We start from the raw sequence: 24,279 nt of genomic DNA, 5'->3' as shown, positions 1-24,279 counted from the left end.
TTGATAGCTGTCCGCTTGGGATACCGGTATATAATTGGCTTACATTTCCTTGTCTTTGCGTTTTTTAATGAATCAAACCAGCCCAACCGAACACGATCATAATCAGTGCATACATAATGCCATTAGCGCTGCCGAGCATTTATGCCGGCAACGCGGCGTACAACTGACCCCGATACGCCATAAGGTGCTGGAACTGATTTTAACCAGCCATAAAGCCGTTAAGGCTTATGATTTACTGGATCAGATCAAGCCGGTTAACGATGCCGCCAAACCCGCCACCGTGTATAGAGCGCTGGATTTTTTGCTGGAACAGGGATTAATTCACCGGGTGGAAAGTTTAAATGCCTTTGTGGGTTGCCACCGTTCCGGCACCCAGCACGATCAATTGCTGCTGATATGTTCAGTTTGTCATGATATTGAAGAGCGACCCGCTACCCAGGTAATACAAGCCCTGGCTGCAGAATTAAGCACCGCACGTTTTACCGCGCAACGCAAAACCATCGAAATTCACGGTTTATGCGAAAAATGTCAGACTTTCAACTAAGGCCGGGTTAAAACGCCAAAAATTGATATGCGTCAATATTCGTCATTCAGAGCTGATTAAAATATGCCCCATGTCAGCCGCTTTCCTACCTGACATAATCCTCTTGAAAGATAGTAGATGCCTTCGGCGGGTAAGATCATTCTCCCTTCCCCGCCTTTTTTCTACTTGGGCTGGTTCGGTTCTGCCACTATAATCCACGCCCATCTTCTGCATCTGCTATATATCCATGCTCACCGATTCCCAACATCAATTACTCCTGCAAGCCGGTATCAGTTTTGCTGATCTGACTGAAGCGCGTTTTGCTGAGTTGCTTGCTCAACCGCCATCGTTAACCAGCCTTAGCGATGCGGAATTACTGAATATTCTGCAGATAGCCAATGCTTTGTACCGGGGCGGTGAACCGGTGTTAAGTGATGATGATTATGATTTTATTTATCTGGCCGAATTGCAGCGCCGCCATCCCGAACATTCGTTTTTGCATACTGTGGAGCCGGAACCGGCGTTTACCTGCAAAACCGTGGATTTACCGGTCACCATGCTCTCTACCGATAAGGCTTATAGCTTGGCAGAAGTGGAGCGTTGGGTAGAACGCATCGAAAAAGCCGCCCTGGATTTAGCCAAAAACCCCGCCGAACTGGTGTTTAAAGCCACCCCCAAACTGGACGGTTATGCCGCCTATGACGATGGCCTAACCCTGTATACCCGTGGTGACGGACGTAAAGGCACGGATATCAGCCGGGTATTTGCCCGTGGTTTGCAGGTTGCCGATCAGGGTCTGCGCGGCCTGGGTCCCGGTGAAATTGTGGTCAGCCGCCATTATTTTGACCAGCATCTGGCCGAGTTTTTTGATAATCCGCGTAATTTTCAGGCCAGCGTCATCAAAGAAAAGGATTTGGACAGCCACGCCGAGCAAGCCATTCTAGATCAGGCGGCGGTGTTTTACCCGTTTGCACTGCTGCCCAGTTGGCAAGGCGACAGTAACACCCTACTGGCGAATTTTGAGCAGATCGTCACCACCACCTGGCAAAAGGTGGATTACGATATCGACGGCGTGGTGCTGGAAATTACCGATCCAGACCTCAAGCAATATTTAGGTGCCACCCGCCATCATCACCGCTGGCAGCTGGCTTTCAAAAAAAACCAGGAAACCGCCGAAGTGCTGGTACTGGCGGTCACCCCGCAAACTTCGCGTTCAGGACGCATCACCCCCGTTGCCGAACTGGAACCCATCCGCCTCAGCGGTGCCTTATTGTCCCGCGCCACCGCCCATCATTACGGCATGGTCAAAGAAAAAGGCATAGGCGCGGGGGCATTGATACGCCTGGCCCGTTCCGGCGAAGTCATCCCCAAAATCGAGGAGGTACTGCGCCCTGCCCCGGCTCCGGATATTCCCGAGCATTGTCCCAGTTGTGAGCATGAGCTGATCTGGGATAATGATTATCTGATCTGCCCTAACAATCTGCATTGCCCGGCCCAGATCAGCAACAGCATGGAGCATTTTTTCCGGGTGCTGAAAAACAATGACGGCTTTGGCGCGGCCAGCATTAAAAGGCTCTATGAACACAATATCCGCAACGTGGCCCAGATTTACCAACTGACAGCCGCCGAATTTGAAGTCATGGGTTTTGGCCCCAAACAGGCCCAGAATCTGGTCGACCAATTACTGCGCAGCCGCAGCGAAGCCATAGAGGACTGGCGCTTCCTGGCAGCCTTTGGCGTATTTCGCATGGGGCTGGGCAATTGCGAGCGCTTGCTGGCCCATTACCGCCTGACCGAGATTTTTAAGCTCAGCGAAGCCGAAATTATTGCCATCGAAGGCTTTGCCGAGAAAACTGCCGCCGTGATTACAGAAGGCTTTGCCACCATCAAACCCTTATTCGACACCCTGATGGCGCTGGGTTTTACCCTGCAAAGCAGTCAAAACCGCAATACCGATGCCGATCATCCGCTGGCCGGCAAAAGCCTGGTGTTTACCGGCACCCTGCATTCCGGCTCCCGCGATGAATTAAGCCGGCAGGCCAAGGTCTGCGGGGCCAAAGTAGGCAGCTCGGTATCGGCCAAAACCCATTTTCTGATTGCCGGTGAGGACGTGGGCGCCAATAAACTCAAAGCCGCTGCCGAAAAAGGCGTACGAGTGATCAGCGAAGCGGAATTTTTACAATTACTGGCCGGAGATACCACCAACTTATGAGTATTTACTTACCGATAGTGCTGAGCTTTTCCGGACACGATCCATGCGGCGGCGCCGGGGTACAAGCCGATATAGAAACCATCCGCAGCCATCACTGCCATAGCTGCAGCGTGATTACCGCGCTCACCGAACAGGATAGCCATAACGTCAAACAAATTATTCCCCAAGCAGCGGAAAACATTATCCACCAGGCGCAAACCGTATTAGCCGATTTGCCGGTGGCGGTGATCAAGATCGGCCTGATCGGTCACGCCGACACCGCGTTGGCGATTGTGCAGATTTTGCAGCAATATCCACACATTCCGGTAGTGCTGGATCCAATACTGGCCGCAGGCGGCGGCAAGGCACTGGCTGATGAGCATTTAACCGATATTATCGCCCAGCAACTGACCCCGCTGACCACAGTACTGACCCCCAACAGCCTGGAAGCCCGCCGCCTCAGCGGCCGGCAAAGTCTGGCCGAATGCGGCGCCGCCTTGCTGACGCAGGGCGCGAAACATGTGCTGATTACCGGCGCTCATGAAGACTCCGCCCAGGTGCAAAATCATTTATACAATGCCGACGGCACGACGCAGACCTATCACTGGGATCGCCTGCCCGGCCATTATCATGGTTCCGGCTGCACCCTGGCCAGCGCAGTAGCCGCCTTGCTGGCGCTGGGCCTGGATGCCGAAGCGGCCATCCACGAAGCCCAGGATTTCACCTGGCAGGCGCTGGAAGTGGCTTATCGCACCGGCAGCGGCCAGCTTAATCCCAATCGCTTGTTTTGGGTGGCAGCATGAAGTTTCCCGCCCAAGGTTTGTATGCCATTACCCAGCCGGAGGGCAAATCCATTCCAACAGTATTGGCAGAAGTGGAAGCCGCTTTGCGCGGCGGTGCCGGGGTATTGCAATACCGGGATAAAAACCCGCTTGATGCGGTTGATCTGAGCAGCCGCTTATTACAGCTATGCCGGCAATATCAGGTACCTTTGCTGATTAATGACAATGTGGAACTGGCGCTGGTCATAGGCGCAGATGGCGTGCATCTGGGTAAAGACGATGGCGATATCCAACAGGCCCGGCTGCGCCTGGGTAGCCAGGCCATTATTGGTACATCCTGCTATAACGATCCGGCCAAAGCCGTGCACATGCAAACCGGCGGCGCGGATTATGTGGCCTTTGGCCGGTTTTTTACTTCCGGCACCAAACCCTTGGCGGCACCTGCACAACTGGAGACCTTACGCCAGGCCAAAGCCAATCTGCACATCCCCATTGTCGCCATCGGCGGGATTTTACCCGACAATGGCGGCCAATTACTGGCTGCCGGTGCCGATCTGCTGGCGGTGATCGGCGGTTTGTTTGATGCAGAGCCGGAGACCGCAGCCCAAGCTTATCTCAGCCTGTTTAAGTCGTAAACCGGCTGCACCCGGCAAATCCTAAGGTCTGGATTTACATTATCCCTGCTTATCTTGATACAATAGCGCCATGAATTTTCAAATCGGCAGGACTAACCCCGACTCGCATCCGGAGTGATGAGCACTGATGCCGTAAATACCTGATTTTTCGGCGCTCCCAACTGAAATAGCCAACGACACCCACCTGAATATGCAGTGGTACGATGCACTAAAAGCATCATTCATCTGCCAGCGTAGCCTCGATGCAGCAACGCGGAATCGAGGATTAAGGCTATCAGGATTGGGGTTGCTGTGAAGAATTACCAGAATTGACTTATTAAGCAAGTACCATTAACCCCTGACACCCGCTAAAGTTTTATAAATAAAGGCTGCTTTCTATTCCTACAACTTTCAAAATAACGAATAGACATTAAAGCCTAAAACGGAGATATATAAGCATGTCCGATCAAGTTACTCTTACCCAGTTTATCATCGAACAGCAGCGCGGCCTGCCCGATGCCTCTGGAACCTTTACCTTATTGCTCAACAACATCGTTACCGCCTGCAAGCAGATTTCCAACCGGGTTAACCGTGGCGCGCTAATCGGCGTGCTGGGCAGCGCCGGCACCGAAAACGTGCAGGGCGAAGTCCAAAAAAAGCTCGACATCATCACTCATGACATCATGGTCAGAGCGCTGAACTGGAGCGGCCAGGTCGGCGGCATGGCTTCCGAAGAAACCGATGACCCGATCAAAGTACCTACCCAATACCCCAAAGGCAAATATCTGGTGCTGTTTGATCCGCTGGACGGCTCATCCAATATCGATATCAATCTGACCGTGGGTACCATTTTTTCCATCCTGCGCTGCCGCGAAGGCATGGACCCGGAAACCGAAGATTTTTTACGCAAAGGTAATGAGCAGGTTTGTGCCGGTTTTGTACTGTACGGGCCATCTACCATGCTGGTGATCACCACCGGCAAAGGCGTGAACGGCTTTACCCTGGATCAGGATGTGGGCGAATTTATTTTAACCCACCGCAATATGCGAATTCCGGAAGAAACCGATGAATTTGCCATCAATATGTCCAATCAACGCTTCTGGGAACCGCCGGTACAACAATATATCGACGAATGTGTGACCGGCGTGGATGGAGTACGCAGCAAAAATTTTAATATGCGCTGGGTGGCTTCGCTGGTGGCGGATGTGTATCGGATTTTGACCAGGGGCGGGATTTTTCTATATCCAGCCGACTTGCGCGACCCAAGTAAACCCGGCAAACTGCGCTTAATGTACGAAGCCAATCCAATGGCCTTTATCATTGAACAAGCCGGCGGGGTCTGCACCACAGGCCGGGAAGCGATACTGGACATCAAACCCCAAACCATCCATCAGCGGGTACCGCTGATCCTGGGTTCCAAAACCGAGGTGGAGCGGATTACCGACTATTACAGCCAATACGATCAGGCCAATACCTAACTATGTTACGCAACCCCGCTTCCATCTATCTGGTCAAGCAGCCTTTAACCAAAAATAATCAGGTTAGCTGCAACAATTGCGCGCTGGACAATATCTGTCTGCCGCGCGGCTTGTCCAAAACCGAGATCAACGATATTAGTGAAGTGGTGCGAGCCAAGCGGGTGTTACAACGCGGCGAGTTTATTTATCACGAAGGTGATAATTTCAAAGGCATCCTGGCCATCAAATCCGGCAGCGCCAAACTGGTGGCCAACGACCAGCACGGCAACGAACATATCCTCAATATCCTGCTGCCCGGCGAATTGCTGGGCTTTGACGGCTTATCCGACGAAAAACACAGTTGCGCCGCCATTGCGCTGGAAACCACCAGCTTTTGTCTGCTGCCTGCCGACAATATGGAAGAGCTGTTTGTCAACGTCCCCAGCCTGACCAGAGAACTGTTCCGCCATACCGGCGAAAAAATGAGTGAAGACAAAAATCAGCTCATCCTCAGCAAACGCCCGGCTGAAGAACGGCTGGCCTACTTCCTGATCAGCCTGTCCGAGCGCCTGAAACGCCGCGGCTTTTCCGCCTCCGAATTCAAACTTTCCCTCACCCGCCAGGAAATCGGCAACCACCTGGGCCTGGCCCTGGAAACCATCAGTCGGCTGCTGAAAAAATTTCAGGATGACGGCGTAATTCTGGTGCAAAACCGCTTTATCACCATCACCAACCTGGCAGCCTTGAAAAAAATGCTGGTGGAGCAGGATTAAAGGACTTATAGGATGCTGCCGAGGCCAGGAGGCGCATCAATCGCGTTAAAACTGGTGGGGCCGCCCGGCATCCAACTAAGCTTTAAAAGGTATCTGGCGTTTTGCTTTCGCGAAAACGCCCTACGTGAGCTGTTAAACTGGCATAACAAAACAAAGTGAATTTTAAACTCAAGGAGGTCATATGAAACCCATGCAGCCACTAAATGCTTGCATCAAAGCTGTAATTGTTATTGCCACATCTTTTTATTCCATGCCCTTATTGGCGAGCGTCACTATTCAAGCTAACGGTTTTGGAACCGGCATCACTATTAACTCAAATGATGCCGGCTCCCTGTATATCTGTAACGGTTGCAATCCAGATCCTGTCAGACAGTATCTATTAACCAGCGGCTATATCCAGGCTGTCGTGGAATTCCCCACCGCCACCATTCCAGACGTATTCGGCAAAGCCTATTTATCAATTTATCCAGTCGCCTATCCATTATGGGGGCCAGTAGTTGATGTATACGGCTTTACCGGCAACGATCCAGCCATATCCATGAGCGACGCCAATGCCGGCACATTCCTTGGCTCTTGGACACTGCCCGCTGATTTTGGCGGACCAAACGGTTCTTTTGACGTCAGCAGCTTTATCGCCGGCATCGACTTGTCAAATAACGCCTATGTCGGTTTCGATTTAATAACCCCCTCAGGCGGCACCGACGTATTTGGTCTGAATATGTCAACCTTGACAGTCTCATCAGCCGTACCGGAACTGGACAATATCTGGCTGTTTAGCGCCGGGATACTGGGTTTTCTAGCCTTAAGTCAACGAAAAACAGTCAGCTAGGATTATTTCGCCGCCAAACATAGGCGAGTACCGTATAGCCTTATAGGATGCTGCATATTACTCTAGAACTGACTTACAATGGCCATACAACTTAATCCGCCTCACTCAACAACACCCTCTCCAGCAAACCGCTGCTCACCGGCTTTTGCCCGGTTTGCAGATTGCTGGCGCTAATAAATTGCCCGATTTGCTGTTGCAATTCCAACTGCCGAGCCTGTTCGCCGGCCAGTAAATCCCTGATATCAGCATCCAGCGCCGTAAGCGCCTGTTGCAAACCTTTTTTCAAACCCTTAAGCGCGGTTTTTTGTAATGAAGGCTGGATTTTTTTATGCAGAAAATAAGGTATCAACCAGCTTAAACCGATTAATAACACACTGTGCACGGCAAAATCCACGCCCAGATAAGCTTGATTGTTCAGCCCCTGATAAAAACCAAAATAAACTTCATACGCCACAGCCGCCATCGCCAGCAGCGGCAGCAGGGTTTCGCAGATGGCGGTCAGGCGCAGAAAAAAACGCTGCACTCTGTTACCGGGATTAATTAAAGCCGTGCGCACGACCAACTCGGTGGACTGACTGATTTTTTGCTCAGCCTGATTTTTAAGCTGCTGCAAACCGGCTTTTAAGGGCTTAACCGGGATATCATGCTGCGCGGCCTGCAGTACCAAACCATCCAGCACATCGGCAAACCGGCTTTGCGCCCAGTCGTCCCAGAGCTTGATATCCGGCTTTTGGCCAGGACGCTCAGCCCAATAAGCGGCGATTTGCTGCATCGGCCAAAGCAAGCCTTGTTCCAGACTGCCGGTATAGTTCTGCCAAAGTTCCTGATAGCTATTGTGCAGCCGGGTGAAATCCCGCCCGGCCAGCGCGGCGGCAATTTGTTGCAAACCCTGTTGCAGTTGCAAAAACCGCTGGCGCTGACTACGCTGGCTTAATTCGCTGACACTATGCTGCCCGGACAACTGCAGCAATTGCTGCTGCATATCGGCAAAATCATCGGCTTCGAGTTCCAGGCAACTGGTGCGAAACACCAGCGGCTGTTTAAAACCCGCTGTATGCAACTGGCGGATAAAATCGTCAAACTGAACCGGCAGGCCCCTATCCCATTGATTCATCACAAACAGCCATGCATGTTTGGCGCCTTCGGCCAGCAATAATTGCCAGGCCTTGTTGTCCCGATAACGCTCAGGGCTAACCACATAAATCAACACATCGATATGCGGCAGCCATTCCAATACCTGATGCTGATTATCCAGCTCTATACTGTCAAAATCCGGCATATCGATCCAGACAATATTGGCTTGATCGGCCTGATTGTGGGTACAGATTTTGATGCTGTCCAGCGGCAGGCCGAGCGGTAAATGCTGTAAAGCCAGGGCTTGATGATGATACAGAGTTACTTCCCTGGAGGTAGGCCGCTCCACCCCGGCTCTGGCAATGGCCTGCCCGGCCAGCCGATTTAATAAAGAGCTTTTGCCCACCCCGGTACCGCCCATAAAGGCCACAATCAATGGTCGGACCAGCGTTGCTGGGGTTTCGCTGCCAAATAAACTATCAGGACTGCGACTGTCGATATCCTGCAAGACTTGGGCTTGTTGCTGGGTCAAACGCCCTTCGGCTACGGTTTGGGCGGCCCAACTGCGCGCCTGGGCCAGCAATTCAAAGTAATCGTAAACCATGTTTCTTCTCGTTAAGCGATTTTTCGGCCTGACGGCACAGAGATTCGGGGATATTAAAGCTGTTATTGCTCAGGCTCAGCTGCGGCAAACGGTATAGCGCCTGTTTTAAATGACTGTCAAACAGACCGTTATGCACGGTATTAAACTGATGGCGTTTTAAATCCGCAGCCACCCTGTCCATATAGCTACCAATGGCACTTTCCGCCAAATAAGAAGTAATGGACAGCATCATCGGTGTTAACAACAGATCGTGTACACCAATGCCGCCGGCCTGAATAGCCAGCAGCATCACCAGCACATCGGTAGAAATACGGGTAGCGCGCAGGCTGTTCAACACCAACGGCTGTTCCTGTAGCTTGTGGTATAAACGAGTGGCGGCGGCTTCCACATCCTGCTCAAAATGCTGCTGATAATCAAATACCAGGGCATCATACTGGCCCAGTATGGTCTGCTTATGCTGCCGCAGCAGGACCGTGGTTTCCTGCCACCAGGCCGAAGGCGCCTGCGTAGTTTCATGGATTTCCAGCAATTTATCCGCCAGATGTATCATCACATGACCGCCGATCTGGCGCAGCACCGTCTGTTCCTGACTAAGCGGTGGTTTGCCCGAGTCCTTACCCAAACTCATCAATTGACGCAGCGGCCAGGTGATAGTGCGGCGGGCCTGACTGACGGCCTTGGCAATACCCGGTATCTCCAGCAGATTAAGCATACTGAGCACAGCTTTCTGAAAGGTTTCGTAATGATGCGGATGATCCAGATAATCTCGCCGATAATCCAGCCCGGCCTGTTTGATCGCACTGTCAACCAACTGCTGCCAGCGCTGCTGGGCCTGATGTTCAGCATACACCGGTTGCAACCATTGCTGCCAGTACTGCTGCAACCATTGCTGCTGGTAACGCGGCTGTTTGGCGTGCGCCACCTTGCCGGCCAGTTTAAGTAAAGCTTTGGCCGAAGCCGCCGGCCAAACCGGCGTGCCACCCGGCTTGTGAAACAGCATGGGGATAATTTCCGGCAGCGCTTCATTGCGATGCTGGCGCCATTTCTGTTCCAGAGATTTAATCACTTCAGCTTCGCTGCCCGGACTTAATTTGTTTAAACAAATCAGGGTCGGCTGCTGAAAGCCGGCAATGGTTTGCAACACCTCCCAAACCGATTGATCGGCGTATTTTTCCTTGCTGACCACCACCACTATCACATCGGCCAGAGCTATGGTTCTGATCACCCCTTCCCGGTAATCCGCCGCATCAATAGAATCAAAATCCGGGGTATCCCAGCACAGACCCTGAGGCAGCAATTTAGAGCCGGCCGGATTGGCCGTCAGCGAAAAACGGTCATAATGCGCCGCGCTCAGACTGGATTCGCTTATTGCCGTAAACCCGGTAAAATAGTGCTGGATGGCTTGCTGGTCAGCAGCGCTTAAACCCTGATAATAGCCGTGCGGATGCACAGTGTAACCAGCCAGCGGACTGACACCAGCCAGGTCATTGTTTAACAACAGATTAACCACAGAACTTTTGCCAACCTGGGTAGGGCCTATCACCGCGATCTGCAACGGCAGTTTAGGGTAAGCGCTGATCAACTGGCCTTTACGAATAAAGGCCTCGGCGTAAAGCAGTTGCTCTACACACTGCTGATAGTCGAGAAAAAGCGGATTTTTTTTATCCAGTTGCAGGAGGACAGCCTGGTAACGCTGTTTGAGTAGTTGGATAAATTCCAGCATGATAAATGTGCTTAGGTTTATAATTACCGAGTAATTTAGTTTGTTAAGTTACCCGAATTAAACGCATTATAAATATAAAATTCGGGATAGTTCATCTTGTCAACCAGGGGATTGCACCATGAAAAGAACAACAGCAGTTCTAGTATTTACCGTTTGCGCCTTACTGATGGGCTGCAATAAAAGCCATCAAATCAATGGCAGTTCACTCAAAACCGTGAACAGATCCATGAACTCGATCAAGGAACGGTTGCCGCTTGATCAACGTATAGAATATGAGATTTCTTTCTGGAGTTTGCGCGACGAAATCAGAAATAACAAGGAATTTTTGGAAGCCATCGACGGCAAAACCCCAGAGCAACTGATAGAAATCGGCAAAGAACTGTTTCTAAAACACAAAGCCGCCGGCAGCAAAGAATACGAGCAATTCAACAACTGGGATCAAATGATAGCCGAGTTTACCCAGGAACGGATTGATCAGAACCGGAAAAAGAAACCGGACGACCGCGACAAAAACAACCCGCATAGCGTCACTTACAAGCTGAACTCCATGTAATATGCCTCGCGCCTTAATGCCGGGCAAGACAAAACCCCAACCCCACCGATTGGCCTAGCTTACCAACAAGCTAGGCCAAACTTCCGCAGTTTTAACGATGCAAAAATAAACGGGGAACAGATTAAAAATAACTTTATTATTCATTATCTTTTGATTGTGGACTATTCAGTTCTTTTTATGATATTGGTCAAACGAGCATTAACAACAATATGTAGCTTGCGTTTAACTTCATTGAACAAATTACTTGGTAATAATCCATAGCTAACAGTGGCATTGTCTGCTGAATTTGCGATACGCAAATCAGGGCCAGGCCACCTAAAGCGATTGACTTCCGTCAATATGATCCAACAAAGATCGCTATCTAAGCCTAAACGCTGCTTGGTTTGGTATGGAATTTCTACCGCTAAATCCGGATTTGATGGCTGGGTATGGGTTATAGGGAGTACGGTGACAATTTCTTCACCATCATCATCGTAAGTCACCAGAATCACAGCGCATGGCCTGTCTTTTAAGCCTTCTTCTTTGCCGCGCAGATATTCCGAATGCCACAAATAAGAATAGCGAATCACCATAGCAGGAACAGGTTTAGGAAGCGCCAAAACACTAGCCTTTAAATTCAGAGTTGAAAGCGGCGGCTTCGACTGGTGGCTCAGAATCCATAATTTTTTGTAAATCTGTTTCGGTAAAATCGTCAATACTTAACACTTGGCGATCTCGCCGCTTCAATCTGTTGTACTCATCAACAGATATTATGACGACACGCTCACGACCATTGCGGGTAACAGCAACAGGCTCAGTAAGCGCAACATCTTGGTAATGCCCAAAATGTCTTTGCAGCTCGACAGAACTAATGGTAACCATAAACATAACACCTCATATGCATACTATGTAGTATACATATAATACGTATATTAGGTATATTGTCACTAAAAAATTGAATGGCGTCTCTTTAGATGCCCTTGCTAAACTATTTAAGCTGTAGGCTGGGTAGAGCAACGCGATACCCAGCATTCTGCTACCCCCAATTTTGTTCTATCGTAGCCGGCATCGCCGCCCAATCCTTGGTATAGACCCCTAATTTAATCCAGCGATGAATAGATGAATAAGGCCAATCCGCTGCATTTTTCACATAGCCATGTTTGACTGGATTGTAATGGATATAATCCAAATGCCTCTGAAAATCCGTGTCATCACGAATCTGGTGTTCCCAATACCGCCGCTGCCAGAGGCCGCGTTCGTTTTTTCGTAACCGGCTGGCAGAAATGGTTTCACCCCTGTCAATGTGTCTGGAAAAATGGGCTTTTAATAAACGCCAACGTAAGGAATAAGCATCGTCACCTTCAGGTAAGCGCCAAATACAATGCAAATGTTCCGGCAACACCACCATCGCTTCAATGACCAAAGGATGACGTTGTTGGATATAGCGGCAGGCATTGCGTAATTCGTCGATATGCCGGATCAATAAATCATTTTGTTTGCGCTGGGCTAGGTTGACAGTAAAGAAATAGCTGCCGCCTTTTGAATAACTACGAATATAATTACGCATAATTCATTCAATTTGATAAGCTGGGTTTATCTGCTTGTTTTACAAATCATATTGTTTAACTGAACCAGCTGTCAAAGATTTTGCTGGGTATCGCGTTGCTCCTCCCAGCCTACCACCCTAATCTGTACCATAAATTATGATTTTTGGCATAAGCTGTAGGCTGGGTAGAGCAACGCGATACCCAGCATTCTGCGATCCCCAATTTTGTTCTATCGTAGCTGGCATCGCCGCCCCCCGTAAACCGGCTATCGCCTTGCCCCCACCCCAAAATTTAACACCCCCAAACTTGACATTTTCATCAATTATGGAAGCATTGCTGTTGGGCTTTTCCTGTTTGAGTTTTTTGGAGAATAATAATGGCCGAACCCCAAATTTATCCGGAAGCCGATGCCAATCCGGTGATATCGATTATCAAAGGCGTCGATCGTGATGTTGAGCGCGGTGAAGACATGCTGATGCTGGGTTATGCCCTGGTGCTGTCAGCGCCCATTTTTGCGCCTATCGCCCCCCCCAAAGTATTGTTACCTTTAATGGCGCTGGCTTTTATTGTGTCTGTGTGCCGGGCCAGACTGAATTTTAACGCCATCAAAGCCAAACTGGCCGCCACTATGGCCAAACGCCAAGGCTTTGATTTTGCTATTTTGAACCCCTTGCTGGAAGTGTTTGCCGAGCATCCCAAATTCAGCTTGAGTGACGGTTTTAATCCGGTGAAAAATCTGAAGCGCACCTTTAAAAGCCTGCTGGGTGCATTGATGATTAATCCATTCTGGATGCCGATTTTTTATGCCCTGGGCTTACAGTTTGCCGAAGAAAAGCATTTTTATGTGCTGAATCAGGCAGTGATTAAACTGGAACAAAAAACCGGCTTACTGGAGCGGCGTAGCGACTAGCCGACGTAACATCAAGCCCAACATAAGGTTGGTTTTTTAACCAACGCAGACCTGATTGCGGCCCAGTTTTTTGGCTCTGTACATAGCGGCATCGGCACGCTTGACCAAGGAATCGGCGTGCTCCTGAGCCATCAGGGTACTGACCCCGACACTGGCGGTGATACTTAATAAATGCCGGTCATAAGCCATAGTGTGGGCGGCAATATCCTTACGGATACGTTCGGCAATGACCCTCGCGCCATCGGCATCGGTATCGCAAAGAATCACCACAAACTCTTCGCCGCCATAACGAAACACCGCATCACTACCGCGCACACTAACGGTTAACCAGTTTGCCACCGCCGCCAGCACCATGTCGCCGCATTCGTGACCATAGGTATCGTTGATGGCTTTAAAATCATCAAGATCAACAAACACCAGCGACAAAGGCTGAACACTGCGTTTTACCCGCTTGATTTCACGTTGCAGACAATCATAAAACGCCGCCCGATTACTGGTTTTAGTCAGCGTATCCGTATAAGCCATTTTCAGGGCTTGATGAAACAGGGTGGCATTGCGTAAAGGATAAATCAGACAGCACAACAACCGGGCCAGTATCTGCAACTCCTTGCCGCTGAACGAGTGTTCACGCATCAGGATTAATTCACCCAATTGCTGATCTTCCACTTTTAAGGCATACCGGCAGGAATAAGCGGCAGAAACCCCGCGCTTAAAGTTTAAATCAAACTCCGGATTATGATATTCAATCCCCTTATGCGGAATCATTTGCTGGATTTTGGTACAAAAAATCGCAATTAATTCTTCAAACTCCAGCGTGGTTTGCAAAGCGCTACTGATGTCATGGTGATAAAAATCCACATTGGCGGCAGACTGCAAGTTCTTATTGCTGACCACTATCAATTCCGTCGTTTTATCGATCACGATATCACCTATGGATTAAAGTGATGTATCAGACAATCAGGCCTGGACCATCCCAGCATCCTGAATATAGGTATGCATAAATTGCAAAATGTATATACTAATCCGCTCACGGCTGCTTGGGCACAGTATTTAACAAGGCTTCCATATGCTGCACAGCCTGATCGCAGGCTTGCACACTGTCTTGGACCTTGGCTTTAAAATGCCAGCCGATAATTTCATGACTGTTTTCACGTTCTGCATACTCGTTCAGATAATGACAGGCATTGTCCATCGCTTCCTGGGCATGATCAAACTCTTCGGTTTCGGGTAATTGTTCGGCTTCGCTCAACATCATCAAGCGGCTGCTGACTTCATTTTGATGCCGAAAGACCGCTTCGGCATAACCGACAAAACTAACCTGCCCACTATTAGCCGGCACCGTTGCACAGCCGGACATCCCTGCCAAACACAACAAAATTCCTGCTCGCGCTAATGTCATTAATAATCCTTTAGATTTTTTGCGCCGTGACGATACAATATTCAGTCAGTTTTTCCGTAAATAAGCGTCGCTGAGCCTGGCCCACCAGATAGTTGGCGGTTTGGGCCTTGGTACGCAAGCCTAACCATTGACTTAAACGCTGCACCGGCTCCAAGCGCTTGGCCACTTTATACATATAATCGGCAGAAGGTAAGGTTTGCGCGGTAATATCCTGCCAGGCAATAGCCTGAAAGTTTTGCTGAGTCAGCAACCGGCTAAACTCATCGCGCTCACACAAATTGGGCACTGCCCAGCCGTTCAGACAAGTCAGCACAGCCTGCCATTGTGATTCATTAAAACGGCGTTGCAATAAAAAGCCATCGCACACCACCAGCCTGCCGCCCGGACGCAATACCCGATAGGCCTCAGCCAAAAAATCCGCCTTGTTCAACGCATGACAACTGCTTTCCAGCGCCCATACCACATCAAACGACTGATCCGGAAAAGGCGTGGCACAAAAATCACTGACCTGAAAATCCACTAGTGCCGCCACACCGTGGCGTTGGGCGTGTTGCCGGGCATAAGCCGCCTGTTTGGCGCTGATGGTAATACCGGTAACCTGATTACCATGCTGCTTGGCCATCCAGATACTGCTGCCGCCAATACCGCAACCGGCATCCAGCACCCGGTCACAGGTTTGGATACCGGCGGCGGCATACAGCACCTGATTTTTGTTTAATAAGGCTTGATGCTGATTATAAGGCTTGTCATCAGCCCAGTAACCATAATGCAAGGCTAAATTATCGCGATTGCACCAGGCAAACAAATAATCGTTATAACATTCGTCGTAATGAGTGGCGGCATCGGCCTTCAGGGCGGCAGTGGCTGACTGATCGATTTGGCGCTGACTTTGATCTCGGTAATCTTGGTTTGGCTCTATGGTGTACATGCAGATGTGTTTATATGCGGTTATCAAACCCGGCCACTGGCTAGCAGTGTCATTAGTTTGCAATATCACCATTATAATTCAGTTCAGCGATCCGCTTCATCTTTGCCGGCAGAATATTTAGCAGCGCCGGCTCCAGGTTTAACAGCTTAACAACACGCTTAATCGGCAACTGTTTGATTTCATCCAGTTCTACCCCAAAGCGTATCTTAAACAAGCGCCGTTGCCGCCCCTGCGGCAACACCGCCATAATCTCAGCCAACCGCTGCTCTATCAATTGCCGCACCTGTAACAAATCGGCATCAAGCCCCGACTGATCACGGGCTTGCGGCTGGGTAGCCGGCAGCGGATCACCGCTATTGTCAGTGCCGGCCTGGGCCTGCTCACGCAAGGCCTGCAAACGGCTGCTTTTGACAAACCCCACTGCCAGAGGCTGACTGGCACAATTAGGTTGATCTGCGGCTGTCATAAACTCAAGCGAGGGGTGGCGCCGGGTGATGGGCCGCGTCATTAATTAAATGTCGAATCACTACCGAAGCGCATACGCCGCCAAACGCCGCCGGCAAATAAGAGATAGTGCCGTAAGCGGATTTTTTATAATGACTGCCATCGGTATACATCAGCGATTCCTTAATCACCACTTCTGGAGAAAACACCACTTTCACACCGCGACTGATACCGACCTTGCGCAAACGGGTGCGGATAAACTGAGCAAACGGACAATTATAAGTCTTGGAAATATCCACCACCTTTAAATGAGTGGGATCCAGCTTACCGCCCGCGCCCATCGAACTGATGATACGCAGTTTGCGGGTTTTCGCCGCCCGAATCAGCGTAATTTTGGGAGTAAGGCTGTCGATGGCATCCACCACATAATCATAATGATCGGCTAAAAGGGCTTCGACAGTATCAGGCGTAATAAATTCCTGCTTAATAGTCAATTTTAAATCCGGATTAATCGCCAGCAAACGCTCACCCATCACCTGAGCTTTGGCTTGCCCATGAGTCGTAGCCAAAGCCGGCAATTGCCGGTTACGATTACTGGGATCAACCACATCACCATCGACTATGGTCATCCGCCCTACCCCGGCCCGGCAGATAAATTCGGCGGCAAACGAACCCACCCCACCCATACCCACCACCAGCACATGCGACTGCTGCAAACGCTCCAGCTTGTCTTTGCCGATTAATAGCTCAGTCCGTGCCAACCAGCTTGTATCACTCATCAAAAAATACTCTTCTAAAATTTGCCGTCAGCAATTGTTGCAAAATCAAACCATCCATATCCAGTAAATCAGCCGCTATCCTATAAATAGTGCTGATCGGGACCGCGGCAGCATCAGTTTCCAGAAACAGCCGCTGCAACGGAATCGCCGCCAGCAACAGCCTGGCCTGCTGAGGCGCTTGCAACAACACCGACCCCAGGGAAATATAACAACCATGCGCCAGCAACTGGACAGCCAAAGCCGGCTTACCGGTAAAACCATGAATTATCCACGGTATATCGGCTTTACGCTGCTTTTTGATCCGCAATAATTCATGAAAAGCCCGGACACAGTGAATAATCAAAGGCTTACCAGCCTGCTCGGCCAGCGTAATCTGTTGTTCAAACACCGGAATTTGGCCCAACAACGGCAACTGGATACCGCTATCCAGCCCGCACTCACCTATCGCCAGCAAATCAGCATCCTGTAACTGCGCGGCCAACGTAACCAAGGCCTGCCGACAATCCTGAGCCTCGATATGCCAGGGATGAATACCCAAACTATAATAACCATTCTGCAGCAGATCCGCACCAAACGCCAGCGTATCCCAACTGACAATCTCCAGCTTATCCCGCGCCGCAGACCGGTGGCAATGCAGATTGATAAACGAACCGTCAGTCAAGGATGCACCTGAAATATAAATAGATAATCTTTAAAAAATCCGCGTAGCACACCAAGCTGCCGCAGGCCGATGTTATCCCCGTTTGCCGCGCCGAGCACCGCAAGCTTTCGGCAGGAATAGCCCGCAGGGGCGCGGCAAGGATGCCGCGCGGCGGCAGAGGGGCAGGAAGCCCCTTCTGCCGACCCCTGCCGAAAGCGAGGAGCGCAGGATTCAAGCGGCATCCGGGCGGCGTTTCTTTTGGATACTTTTCTTTGGCCGCCCAAAGAAAAGTATCCCGCCCGCCGGTGCGAGAACCGGCATTAAACTAGCCTCGCGATAGCGTTTCCAAATAAAAAAAGCTGCAAATAACATTACATCCTCAATACTTGGTTCAAGCTATAAAAAACAAATCAGCCTCGACCCCCGGATTCAGCAACGCTACATCCAGACTACCCCCAACCCCACCATCTACGAATTGTCACTCAACAACCATCAAAAAATACCACAGCAAGGTATAATGCCAGCATCGTTTCATACCTAGTATACCAATGGCGCAATATATATTTTCCATGAACCGGGTGGGTAAAGTTGTCCCTCCCAAAAAGCATATCCTTAAAGATATATCCCTGTCTTTCTTTCCCGGCGCCAAAATCGGCGTACTGGGTTTAAACGGCTCAGGTAAATCCACCTTGCTACGCATTATGGCCGGCATCGATAAAGAAATCGAAGGCGAAGCCATCCCGCTGAAAGGTATCAATATCGGCTACCTGCCCCAGGAACCCCAACTAGACCCCAACAAAACCGTACGCGGCAATATTGAAGAAGCAGTCACTCATATCAAAGAAGCCTTGGCAAAACTGGATGCCGTTTATGCCGCCTATGCCGATCCTGATGCCGATTTTGACCAACTAGCAGCAGATCAGGCCCGACTGGAAGATATTATCAATGCCTGCGACGGTCATAATCTGGACCGCACCCTGGAAATAGCCGCCGATGCCTTGCGCTTACCGGATTGGGATGCCGATATCAACAAACTTTCCGGTGGAGAAAAACGCCGGGTGGCCTTGTGCAGGCTGCTGCTGTCCAAACCCGATATGCTGCTGCTGGACGAACCCACCAACCATTTGGACGCCGAATCGGTAGCCTGGCTGGAACGCTTTCTGCACGACTATCCCGGTACAGTAGTGGCAGTCACCCATGACCGCTACTTCCTGGATAATGTCGCCGGCTGGATACTGGAGCTGGACCGCGGCATGGGTATCCCCTGGGAGGGCAATTACTCAAGCTGGTTAGAGCAAAAAGAAAAACGTCTGGAACTGGAAGAAAAACAGGAATCTTCCCGCCAAAAAGCCATGAAAGCCGAGCTGGAATGGGTACGCGCCAACCCCAAAGGCCGCCATGCCAAAAGCAAAGCGCGTCTGGCCCGGTTTGACGAACTGTCCTCGGTGGAAACCCAAAAACGTAACGAGACCCAGGAAATTTACATTCCACCCGGACCAAGACTGGGCGATGTAGTCATCGAAGCCGATACTATCAGCAAAGGCTTCGGCGACCGGCTGTTATTCAACAATCTCAGTTTCAAACTGCCGCCTGGCGGCATCGTCGGCATTATCGGCCCCAACGGTGCCGGTAAAACCACCTTATTCCGAATGATGGCCGGCTTTGAAAAAGCCGATAGCGGCGATATCACTATCGGCCAGACCGTGCAATTATCCTATGTCGATCAATTACGCGATGATATGGACGACAGCAAAACCGTTTGGCAGGAAGTATCCGACGGTCTGGACATGATCACAGTCGGCAAATACGAAACCCCATCGCGGGCTTATCTGGGCCGGTTTAATTTCAAAGGAGCGGATCAGCAAAAACGTATCGGTGAATTGTCCGGCGGCGAACGTAACCGGGTCCATCTGGCCAAGCTGCTGAAAAGCGGCGGCAATCTGCTGCTGCTGGACGAGCCTACCAATGACCTGGACGTAGAAACCTTACGCGCCCTGGAAGAAGCCTTACTGGGTTTTCCCGGCTGCGCCGTGGTTATTTCCCATGATCGCTGGTTCCTGGACAGAATCGCCACCCACATCCTGGCTTTTGAAGGCGACAGCGAAGTAGTCTGGTTTGAAGGCAATTATGCCGAATATGAATTAGACCGCCACCGGCGTTTAGGCACCGATGCCGACAACCCGCATCGTCTCAAATATAAAAAAATCAATTAACTAATAGTAAACAATCCGCCACATAGCCCAGCCACACTGGATGGAACCAAGCCGTTGCCGAGCAGCGGCCTGCAGCGCAGGCCTACCTGAACTCAGCGGCTTTTAGGCTTAAGCGATTAATAACTATAGCTTTATTTTACCAGCTGGTACTGATTTCGTGTTTGCTGCCTATCTTGCAAGAGAACTGCAGCAACATAAACCACAGTCGCTTGCAGGTATTCGGACTGCAGAAAACTCTGAGCGCCGCTACCGATAATGAGTTATATTGAACTATCTGCCCGCTTATGTGCTCAAACAGCATAGTATGGGTATTTGTACCATGCCGCTAAGTATTGAAATTGACTGGCTTAGCGGGTAATGTATGAGCAGACCTAACAATAATAAGGAGAAAAAAGGATGTCAAAAGCTCAAAACTTGCAGGATAATTTTTTAAATGCCCTTAGAAAAGAACATACACCGGTGTCTATTTTTCTGGTGAATGGGATTAAATTACAGGGTCGTGTCGATTCTTTCGACCAATATGTGGTCATGTTAAAAAACACCGTCAATCAAATGGTTTATAAACACGCCATTTCTACCATAGTGCCTGGTAAAAATGTCACGATGATCCGTGAGCCCGAAGCCGGCAATGAAAGCTGAGAGGCTGTTGTTTGTTTGAACGCCCTGATGCGGGTGAACGGGCTATACTCGTTCACCTGAATTTGCACGTTGGCCAGGAAGACCTTGATGAACTCAAGGAACTGACTAAATCAGCGGGTGCGCAAGTGGTTCATGTCATCACCGGCAGCCGCCATCGCCCCGATCCCAAGTTTTTTGTCGGTACCGGTAAGGTCGATGAAATAAAAGCCGCCAGCATTGCACACCAAGCCGATATTATTATCGTCAACCATCCGCTTACCCCCAGCCAGGAACGTAATCTGGAACGGGCGCTGGAAGTGCGGGTGGTGGACAGAAACGGCCTGATTCTGGATATCTTTGCCCAGCGCGCGCAAACATTCGAAGGCAAACTGCAAGTCGAACTGGCCCAGCTCAAACATTTATCCACCCGGCTGATTCGGGGCTGGACGCATCTGGAACGCCAAAAAGGCGGTATCGGCTTACGCGGCCCAGGCGAAACCCAGCTGGAAACCGACCGGCGGCTGCTGGCAGTGCGCATCAAACAGATTCAGCAACGCCTGGAAAAAGTCGACAAACAGCGCCATCAAGGCCGCAGCAAACGTAAAAAAGCCGAAATTCCGGCCGTTTCCCTGGTGGGCTATACCAATGCCGGCAAATCCACACTCTTTAATACTGTAACAGGTGCCGACATCTATGCTGCCGACCAGTTGTTCGCTACCCTTGATCCAACTTTAAGGCAATTTCCACTTAATAACGGCAGCGAAATCATTCTGGCCGACACCGTAGGCTTTATCCGGCATTTGCCGCATGAACTGGTGGCCGCTTTCCGCTCTACCCTGCAGGAAGCCAGTGAAGCCGACTTATTGCTGCATGTCATCGATGCCGCCGCCGAAGACCGCGACGACACTATCTTCCACGTCAATCAGGTACTCAGCGATATTGATGCCGGTGAAATACCGCAACTGAGAGTATTCAACAAAATCGATTTATTGGAAAATATCGTACCGCATATCGATTACGATGATACCGGCAAACCAGTCGCCGTGTGGATTTCCGCCAAAACCGGGTTAGGTTGCGATTTGCTGCAACAGGCGCTGGCCGAACTGTTTTCCGGCAGTAAAGTCTGGCGTAAATGTTATTTACCGGCCAGTCAGGCCGGCTTTAAAGCCAAAATATTCGGCTATGCCCGGATTGTCAGCGAGACTGTTGATGAGACCGGCGATAGCGAATTATTGATAGAAATTGATAAAAAACACTTGGGCTTATTAAAAAACATCCAGGTCGATGTGCCGGACTAAGCCGGTTCACATCCTGAGTTATTTACTGCAGTCCATACAATTTACGGTAGAATATACGATTGATTAGCGTGATGTGTCACGGTCCAAGGCAACAGCTCTGAGCATAACATTATAATGAAATCAGGATGTTGGCAGTTATTACGGATTTTAGTGCCGGTGTCGTGATCGGCATTCAACTGTTAATTTTGCTTTTTACTTGCTAAACAACTTTATGCCGACCGGCCGGCTTAGCCATTGAGCTATTACTGGGGCCGATTCAGCTGAAGTTTTTAAATCCAATTGGAGTACCTAGTATGTCTTGGAATGAGCCTGGTGGCGATAAAAATGACCCCTGGAGTGGTCGAAACGATAAAAGCACCCCCCCGGATCTGGATGAAGTTATCCGTTCGTTGCAAGAAAAAATCGCCGGTATTTTTGGCGGCGGTTCCGGCCCCAAACAGCCCAGCAGCGGCGCACCCTTAAAAACCCTGGCCTATCTGGGCGCAGGCGCAGTGGTATTATGGGGTTTCAGCGGCTTTTACACGGTGGACGAAGGTACCCGTGGCGTGGTTACCCGGTTTGGCGCTTATGTCAACACCACTCAGCCCGGTTTAAACTGGCATCTGCCCGGCCCTATCGAACAAGTGCAAGTCATCAACGTTGATCAACAGCGTTTTATCGAAGTCGGCTATCGTTCCGGCGGCGGTCAGGCCAGCGGCTCGGTTCCCAAAGAAGCCATGATGCTGACCCGTGATGAAAACATCGTCGATGTGCGTCTGGCCGTGCAATATCAGGTTAAAGATGCCAAAGACTATGCCTTTAATGTATTAGACCCGGCCTCTACGCTTAAACAGGTCACTGAAAGTGTGGAACGCGGCGTGATCGGGCATAGCGATATGGACTTTGTGTTAACCGAAGGCCGCAGCGAAATCGTGCTGGACATCAAAACCGAGATTCAGTCCATCATGGACGCCTATAAAACCGGGATTTTGATCACCAGCGTCAACTTGCAGGATGCTCAGCCGCCCGAACAGGTGCAAGGTTCGTTTGAAGATGCCATCAAAGCCCGTGAGGACAAACAACGCCTGATCAACGAAGCCGAAGCCTATTCCAACGATGTAGTGCCCAAAGCCCGTGGTGCCGCTTCACGTATTGTCCAGGAAGCCGAAGGTTACAAACAAAAAGTGATCGCCAAAGCCGATGGTGATGTCAGCCGTTTCTCACAATTACTTACCGAATACCACAAAGCACCGGCTGTAACCAAACAGCGCATGTATATAGAAGCCATTGAAACCGTGCTGGAACACTCCAACAATATACTGGTGGACGTAAAAGGCGGCAACAATATCATGTACCTGCCTCTGGATAAATTAAATACCAAACCGGTTGACGAAGGCATAGCCCCGATAATCAACCATGACTCGGTGCCGGCTCCGCTTGCACCGACCAAAGATGTTAAAAACGATGCCCGCGCGCTCAGCCGTGACCGCGACGTAAGAGGACGCTACGATGGTAAATAAGATTCTGGTCGCCTTAGGCGCATTGATTTTAGTGTTATCCATGTCGGTATTTACCGTCGGTGTCACCGAGCGCGTGATCAAATTTCAGCTGGGCGAAATCGTCGGCACCGATTTTGCGCCGGGCCTGCATTTTAAATTACCCATCATCAATGACGTAAAACGCTTTGATTCGCGGATCTTGACCATGGATTCCACCCCGGAACGGTTTTTGACCGCCGAAAAGAAAAACGTGATTGTCGACTCCTTCGTCAAATGGCGTATAGGTGATGTAAAAGTGTTTTATACCACCGTTGCCGGTGATGTGAATCAGGCCAATATCCGCCTGGATCAAATCATCAAAGACGCATTCCGCAGCGAATTCAGCAAACGGGAAATCAAACAGCTGGTCTCCACGGATCGCAGCGCCATCCGCGACACCCTGATCACCAATGTATCGCCTCACGCTCTGAAACTGGGTATTGAAATTGTTGACGTGCAAGTCAAACGCATCGATTTGCCCAACGAAGTCAGTTCTTCCGTGTATCAGCGTATGGAAGCCGAACGTGCCAGAGTGGCCCGCGAGTTTCGCTCACAAGGTTCGGAAGCTGCCGAACGAATCCGAGCCGATGCCGACAAACAACGCGAAATCATCCTGGCCAATGCCTACCGTGATTCGGAAATTCTGCGCGGTGAAGGCGATGCCAAAGCCGCAGAAGTGTTTGCCAACAGCTATAGCGCCGATCCGGATTTTTACGCCTTTTACCGCAGCATGATTGCTTACAAGGAAAGTCTGGGCAAATCCGGCAATATAATGGTACTGGAACCTAATTCGGATTTCTTTAGATTCTTTAAAAGTCAGAAATAAGCCACATCATTCAACAAGCGGCCAAAACGCTCCGTCACCGGGGCGTTTTGTGCGATTG

The 24,279-nt window shown here is 50.2% G+C and carries 25 protein-coding genes; 14 read left to right on the top strand and 11 right to left on the bottom strand.

The annotated features are described in order from the left end of the window. Positions 1-67 precede the first annotated feature (67 nt). The 7 genes from KEF85_RS06685 to KEF85_RS06655 all read left to right on the top strand — a co-directional run bounded on the left by KEF85_RS06685 (position 68) and on the right by KEF85_RS06655 (position 7,169). Complete coding sequence (locus KEF85_RS06685; protein ID WP_215584321.1) at positions 68-544, top strand: transcriptional repressor; 477 nt, start codon at positions 68-70, stop codon at positions 542-544. A gap of 226 nt (positions 545-770) precedes the next feature. After that, positions 771-2,735 carry a BRCT domain-containing protein gene (locus KEF85_RS06680; RefSeq protein ID WP_215584319.1) on the top strand — a complete coding sequence of 655 codons (1,965 nt, stop codon included), beginning with the start codon at positions 771-773 and terminating at the stop codon, positions 2,733-2,735. Beyond that, positions 2,732-3,517, top strand: coding sequence for a bifunctional hydroxymethylpyrimidine kinase/phosphomethylpyrimidine kinase (thiD, locus tag KEF85_RS06675; RefSeq protein ID WP_215584317.1), 786 nt, complete (start codon positions 2,732-2,734; stop codon positions 3,515-3,517). The genes KEF85_RS06680 and thiD overlap by 4 nt, the downstream gene beginning before the upstream one ends. Continuing rightward, complete coding sequence (gene thiE / locus KEF85_RS06670; protein ID WP_215584315.1) at positions 3,514-4,131, top strand: thiamine phosphate synthase; 618 nt, start codon at positions 3,514-3,516, stop codon at positions 4,129-4,131. Before thiD ends, thiE begins: the two co-directional genes overlap by 4 nt. A 437-nt stretch (positions 4,132-4,568) precedes the next feature. Next, positions 4,569-5,588 carry a class 1 fructose-bisphosphatase gene (locus KEF85_RS06665; RefSeq protein ID WP_215584314.1) on the top strand — a complete coding sequence of 340 codons (1,020 nt, stop codon included), beginning with the start codon at positions 4,569-4,571 and terminating at the stop codon, positions 5,586-5,588. A gap of 2 nt (positions 5,589-5,590) precedes the next feature. Further along, on the top strand, positions 5,591-6,340 hold the full coding sequence (locus tag KEF85_RS06660) for a helix-turn-helix domain-containing protein (protein ID WP_215584312.1): 750 nt from the start codon (positions 5,591-5,593) through the stop codon (positions 6,338-6,340). A 181-nt stretch (positions 6,341-6,521) separates the two neighbouring features. After that, positions 6,522-7,169, top strand: a complete 648-nt coding sequence (locus tag KEF85_RS06655) for a hypothetical protein (protein ID WP_215584310.1) — start codon at positions 6,522-6,524, stop codon at positions 7,167-7,169. A 91-nt stretch (positions 7,170-7,260) separates the two neighbouring features. On the opposite strand, the gene KEF85_RS06650 is transcribed toward KEF85_RS06655, so the two are convergent. Both KEF85_RS06650 and KEF85_RS06645 read right to left on the bottom strand, forming a co-directional pair. Then, positions 7,261-8,847: a GTPase gene (locus KEF85_RS06650; protein WP_215584308.1), complete on the bottom strand. Its 1,587-nt coding sequence runs from the start codon at positions 8,845-8,847 to the stop codon at positions 7,261-7,263. Next, positions 8,828-10,570, bottom strand: a complete 1,743-nt coding sequence (locus KEF85_RS06645; protein ID WP_215584306.1) for a GTPase domain-containing protein — start codon at positions 10,568-10,570, stop codon at positions 8,828-8,830. Before KEF85_RS06645 ends, KEF85_RS06650 begins: the two co-directional genes overlap by 20 nt. Before the next feature lie 118 nt (positions 10,571-10,688). Here KEF85_RS06645 and KEF85_RS06640 point away from each other — a divergent pair, with 118 nt between their 5' ends. Continuing rightward, positions 10,689-11,123 (top strand): DUF6694 family lipoprotein, encoded by a 435-nt coding sequence (locus KEF85_RS06640; protein WP_215584304.1) that lies wholly within the window; start codon positions 10,689-10,691, stop codon positions 11,121-11,123. A gap of 161 nt (positions 11,124-11,284) precedes the next feature. Here the strand turns inward: KEF85_RS06640 and KEF85_RS06635 are convergent, their stop codons facing one another. The 3 genes from KEF85_RS06635 to KEF85_RS06625 all read right to left on the bottom strand — a co-directional run bounded on the left by KEF85_RS06635 (position 11,285) and on the right by KEF85_RS06625 (position 12,669). Continuing rightward, a complete protein-coding gene (locus KEF85_RS06635) occupies positions 11,285-11,722 on the bottom strand; it encodes a growth inhibitor PemK (RefSeq protein ID WP_215584302.1) in 438 nt (145 codons plus the stop codon). Between the two features lie 4 nt (positions 11,723-11,726). Next, entirely contained in the window at positions 11,727-11,990 is a 264-nt protein-coding gene (locus KEF85_RS06630) for a type II toxin-antitoxin system Phd/YefM family antitoxin (RefSeq protein ID WP_215584300.1), read from the bottom strand. Between the two features lie 148 nt (positions 11,991-12,138). Then, on the bottom strand, positions 12,139-12,669 hold the full coding sequence (locus KEF85_RS06625; RefSeq protein ID WP_215584298.1) for an REP-associated tyrosine transposase: 531 nt from the start codon (positions 12,667-12,669) through the stop codon (positions 12,139-12,141). A gap of 356 nt (positions 12,670-13,025) precedes the next feature. Here KEF85_RS06625 and KEF85_RS06620 point away from each other — a divergent pair, with 356 nt between their 5' ends. Next, entirely contained in the window at positions 13,026-13,559 is a 534-nt protein-coding gene (locus tag KEF85_RS06620; protein ID WP_215584291.1) for a hypothetical protein, read from the top strand. 36 nt (positions 13,560-13,595) lie between these two features. Here the strand turns inward: KEF85_RS06620 and KEF85_RS06615 are convergent, their stop codons facing one another. From KEF85_RS06615 to KEF85_RS06590, 6 genes are all read right to left on the bottom strand, one after another. Next, entirely contained in the window at positions 13,596-14,480 is an 885-nt protein-coding gene (locus KEF85_RS06615; protein WP_215584289.1) for a GGDEF domain-containing protein, read from the bottom strand. 106 nt (positions 14,481-14,586) lie between these two features. After that, positions 14,587-14,958, bottom strand: coding sequence for a hypothetical protein (locus KEF85_RS06610; RefSeq protein WP_215584287.1), 372 nt, complete (start codon positions 14,956-14,958; stop codon positions 14,587-14,589). Between the two features lie 10 nt (positions 14,959-14,968). Beyond that, positions 14,969-15,886 (bottom strand): class I SAM-dependent methyltransferase, encoded by a 918-nt coding sequence (locus KEF85_RS06605; RefSeq protein ID WP_215584286.1) that lies wholly within the window; start codon positions 15,884-15,886, stop codon positions 14,969-14,971. 52 nt (positions 15,887-15,938) lie between these two features. Then, the gene (locus KEF85_RS06600; protein WP_215584284.1) at positions 15,939-16,352 is read right to left on the bottom strand and encodes a hypothetical protein; all 414 of its coding nucleotides are present in this window, start codon (positions 16,350-16,352) and stop codon (positions 15,939-15,941) included. A gap of 4 nt (positions 16,353-16,356) precedes the next feature. Beyond that, positions 16,357-17,109: a tRNA threonylcarbamoyladenosine dehydratase gene (locus KEF85_RS06595; RefSeq protein ID WP_215584281.1), complete on the bottom strand. Its 753-nt coding sequence runs from the start codon at positions 17,107-17,109 to the stop codon at positions 16,357-16,359. Beyond that, a complete protein-coding gene (locus tag KEF85_RS06590) occupies positions 17,102-17,770 on the bottom strand; it encodes a TatD family hydrolase (RefSeq protein WP_246535063.1) in 669 nt (222 codons plus the stop codon). Before KEF85_RS06590 ends, KEF85_RS06595 begins: the two co-directional genes overlap by 8 nt. Before the next feature lie 527 nt (positions 17,771-18,297). Between KEF85_RS06590 and ettA the strand changes: the two genes are divergently transcribed. From ettA to hflC, 5 genes are all read left to right on the top strand, one after another. Beyond that, positions 18,298-19,962, top strand: a complete 1,665-nt coding sequence (ettA, locus tag KEF85_RS06585; RefSeq protein WP_215584279.1) for an energy-dependent translational throttle protein EttA — start codon at positions 18,298-18,300, stop codon at positions 19,960-19,962. 396 nt (positions 19,963-20,358) lie between these two features. Next, on the top strand, positions 20,359-20,601 hold the full coding sequence (gene hfq / locus KEF85_RS06580; RefSeq protein WP_215584276.1) for an RNA chaperone Hfq: 243 nt from the start codon (positions 20,359-20,361) through the stop codon (positions 20,599-20,601). A gap of 11 nt (positions 20,602-20,612) precedes the next feature. Then, the gene (hflX, locus tag KEF85_RS06575) at positions 20,613-21,878 is read left to right on the top strand and encodes a ribosome rescue GTPase HflX (RefSeq protein WP_215584274.1); all 1,266 of its coding nucleotides are present in this window, start codon (positions 20,613-20,615) and stop codon (positions 21,876-21,878) included. Between the two features lie 293 nt (positions 21,879-22,171). After that, the gene (hflK, locus tag KEF85_RS06570; protein WP_215584272.1) at positions 22,172-23,377 is read left to right on the top strand and encodes an FtsH protease activity modulator HflK; all 1,206 of its coding nucleotides are present in this window, start codon (positions 22,172-22,174) and stop codon (positions 23,375-23,377) included. After that, a complete protein-coding gene (gene hflC / locus KEF85_RS06565; RefSeq protein WP_215584270.1) occupies positions 23,367-24,221 on the top strand; it encodes a protease modulator HflC in 855 nt (284 codons plus the stop codon). The genes hflK and hflC overlap by 11 nt, the downstream gene beginning before the upstream one ends. Positions 24,222-24,279 lie beyond the last annotated feature (58 nt).

Source organism: Methylomonas paludis (assembly GCF_018734325.1).
GTDB classification, from domain to species: domain Bacteria; phylum Pseudomonadota; class Gammaproteobacteria; order Methylococcales; family Methylomonadaceae; genus Methylomonas; species Methylomonas paludis.
This window is presented reverse-complemented; position numbering and strand designations above follow the sequence as displayed.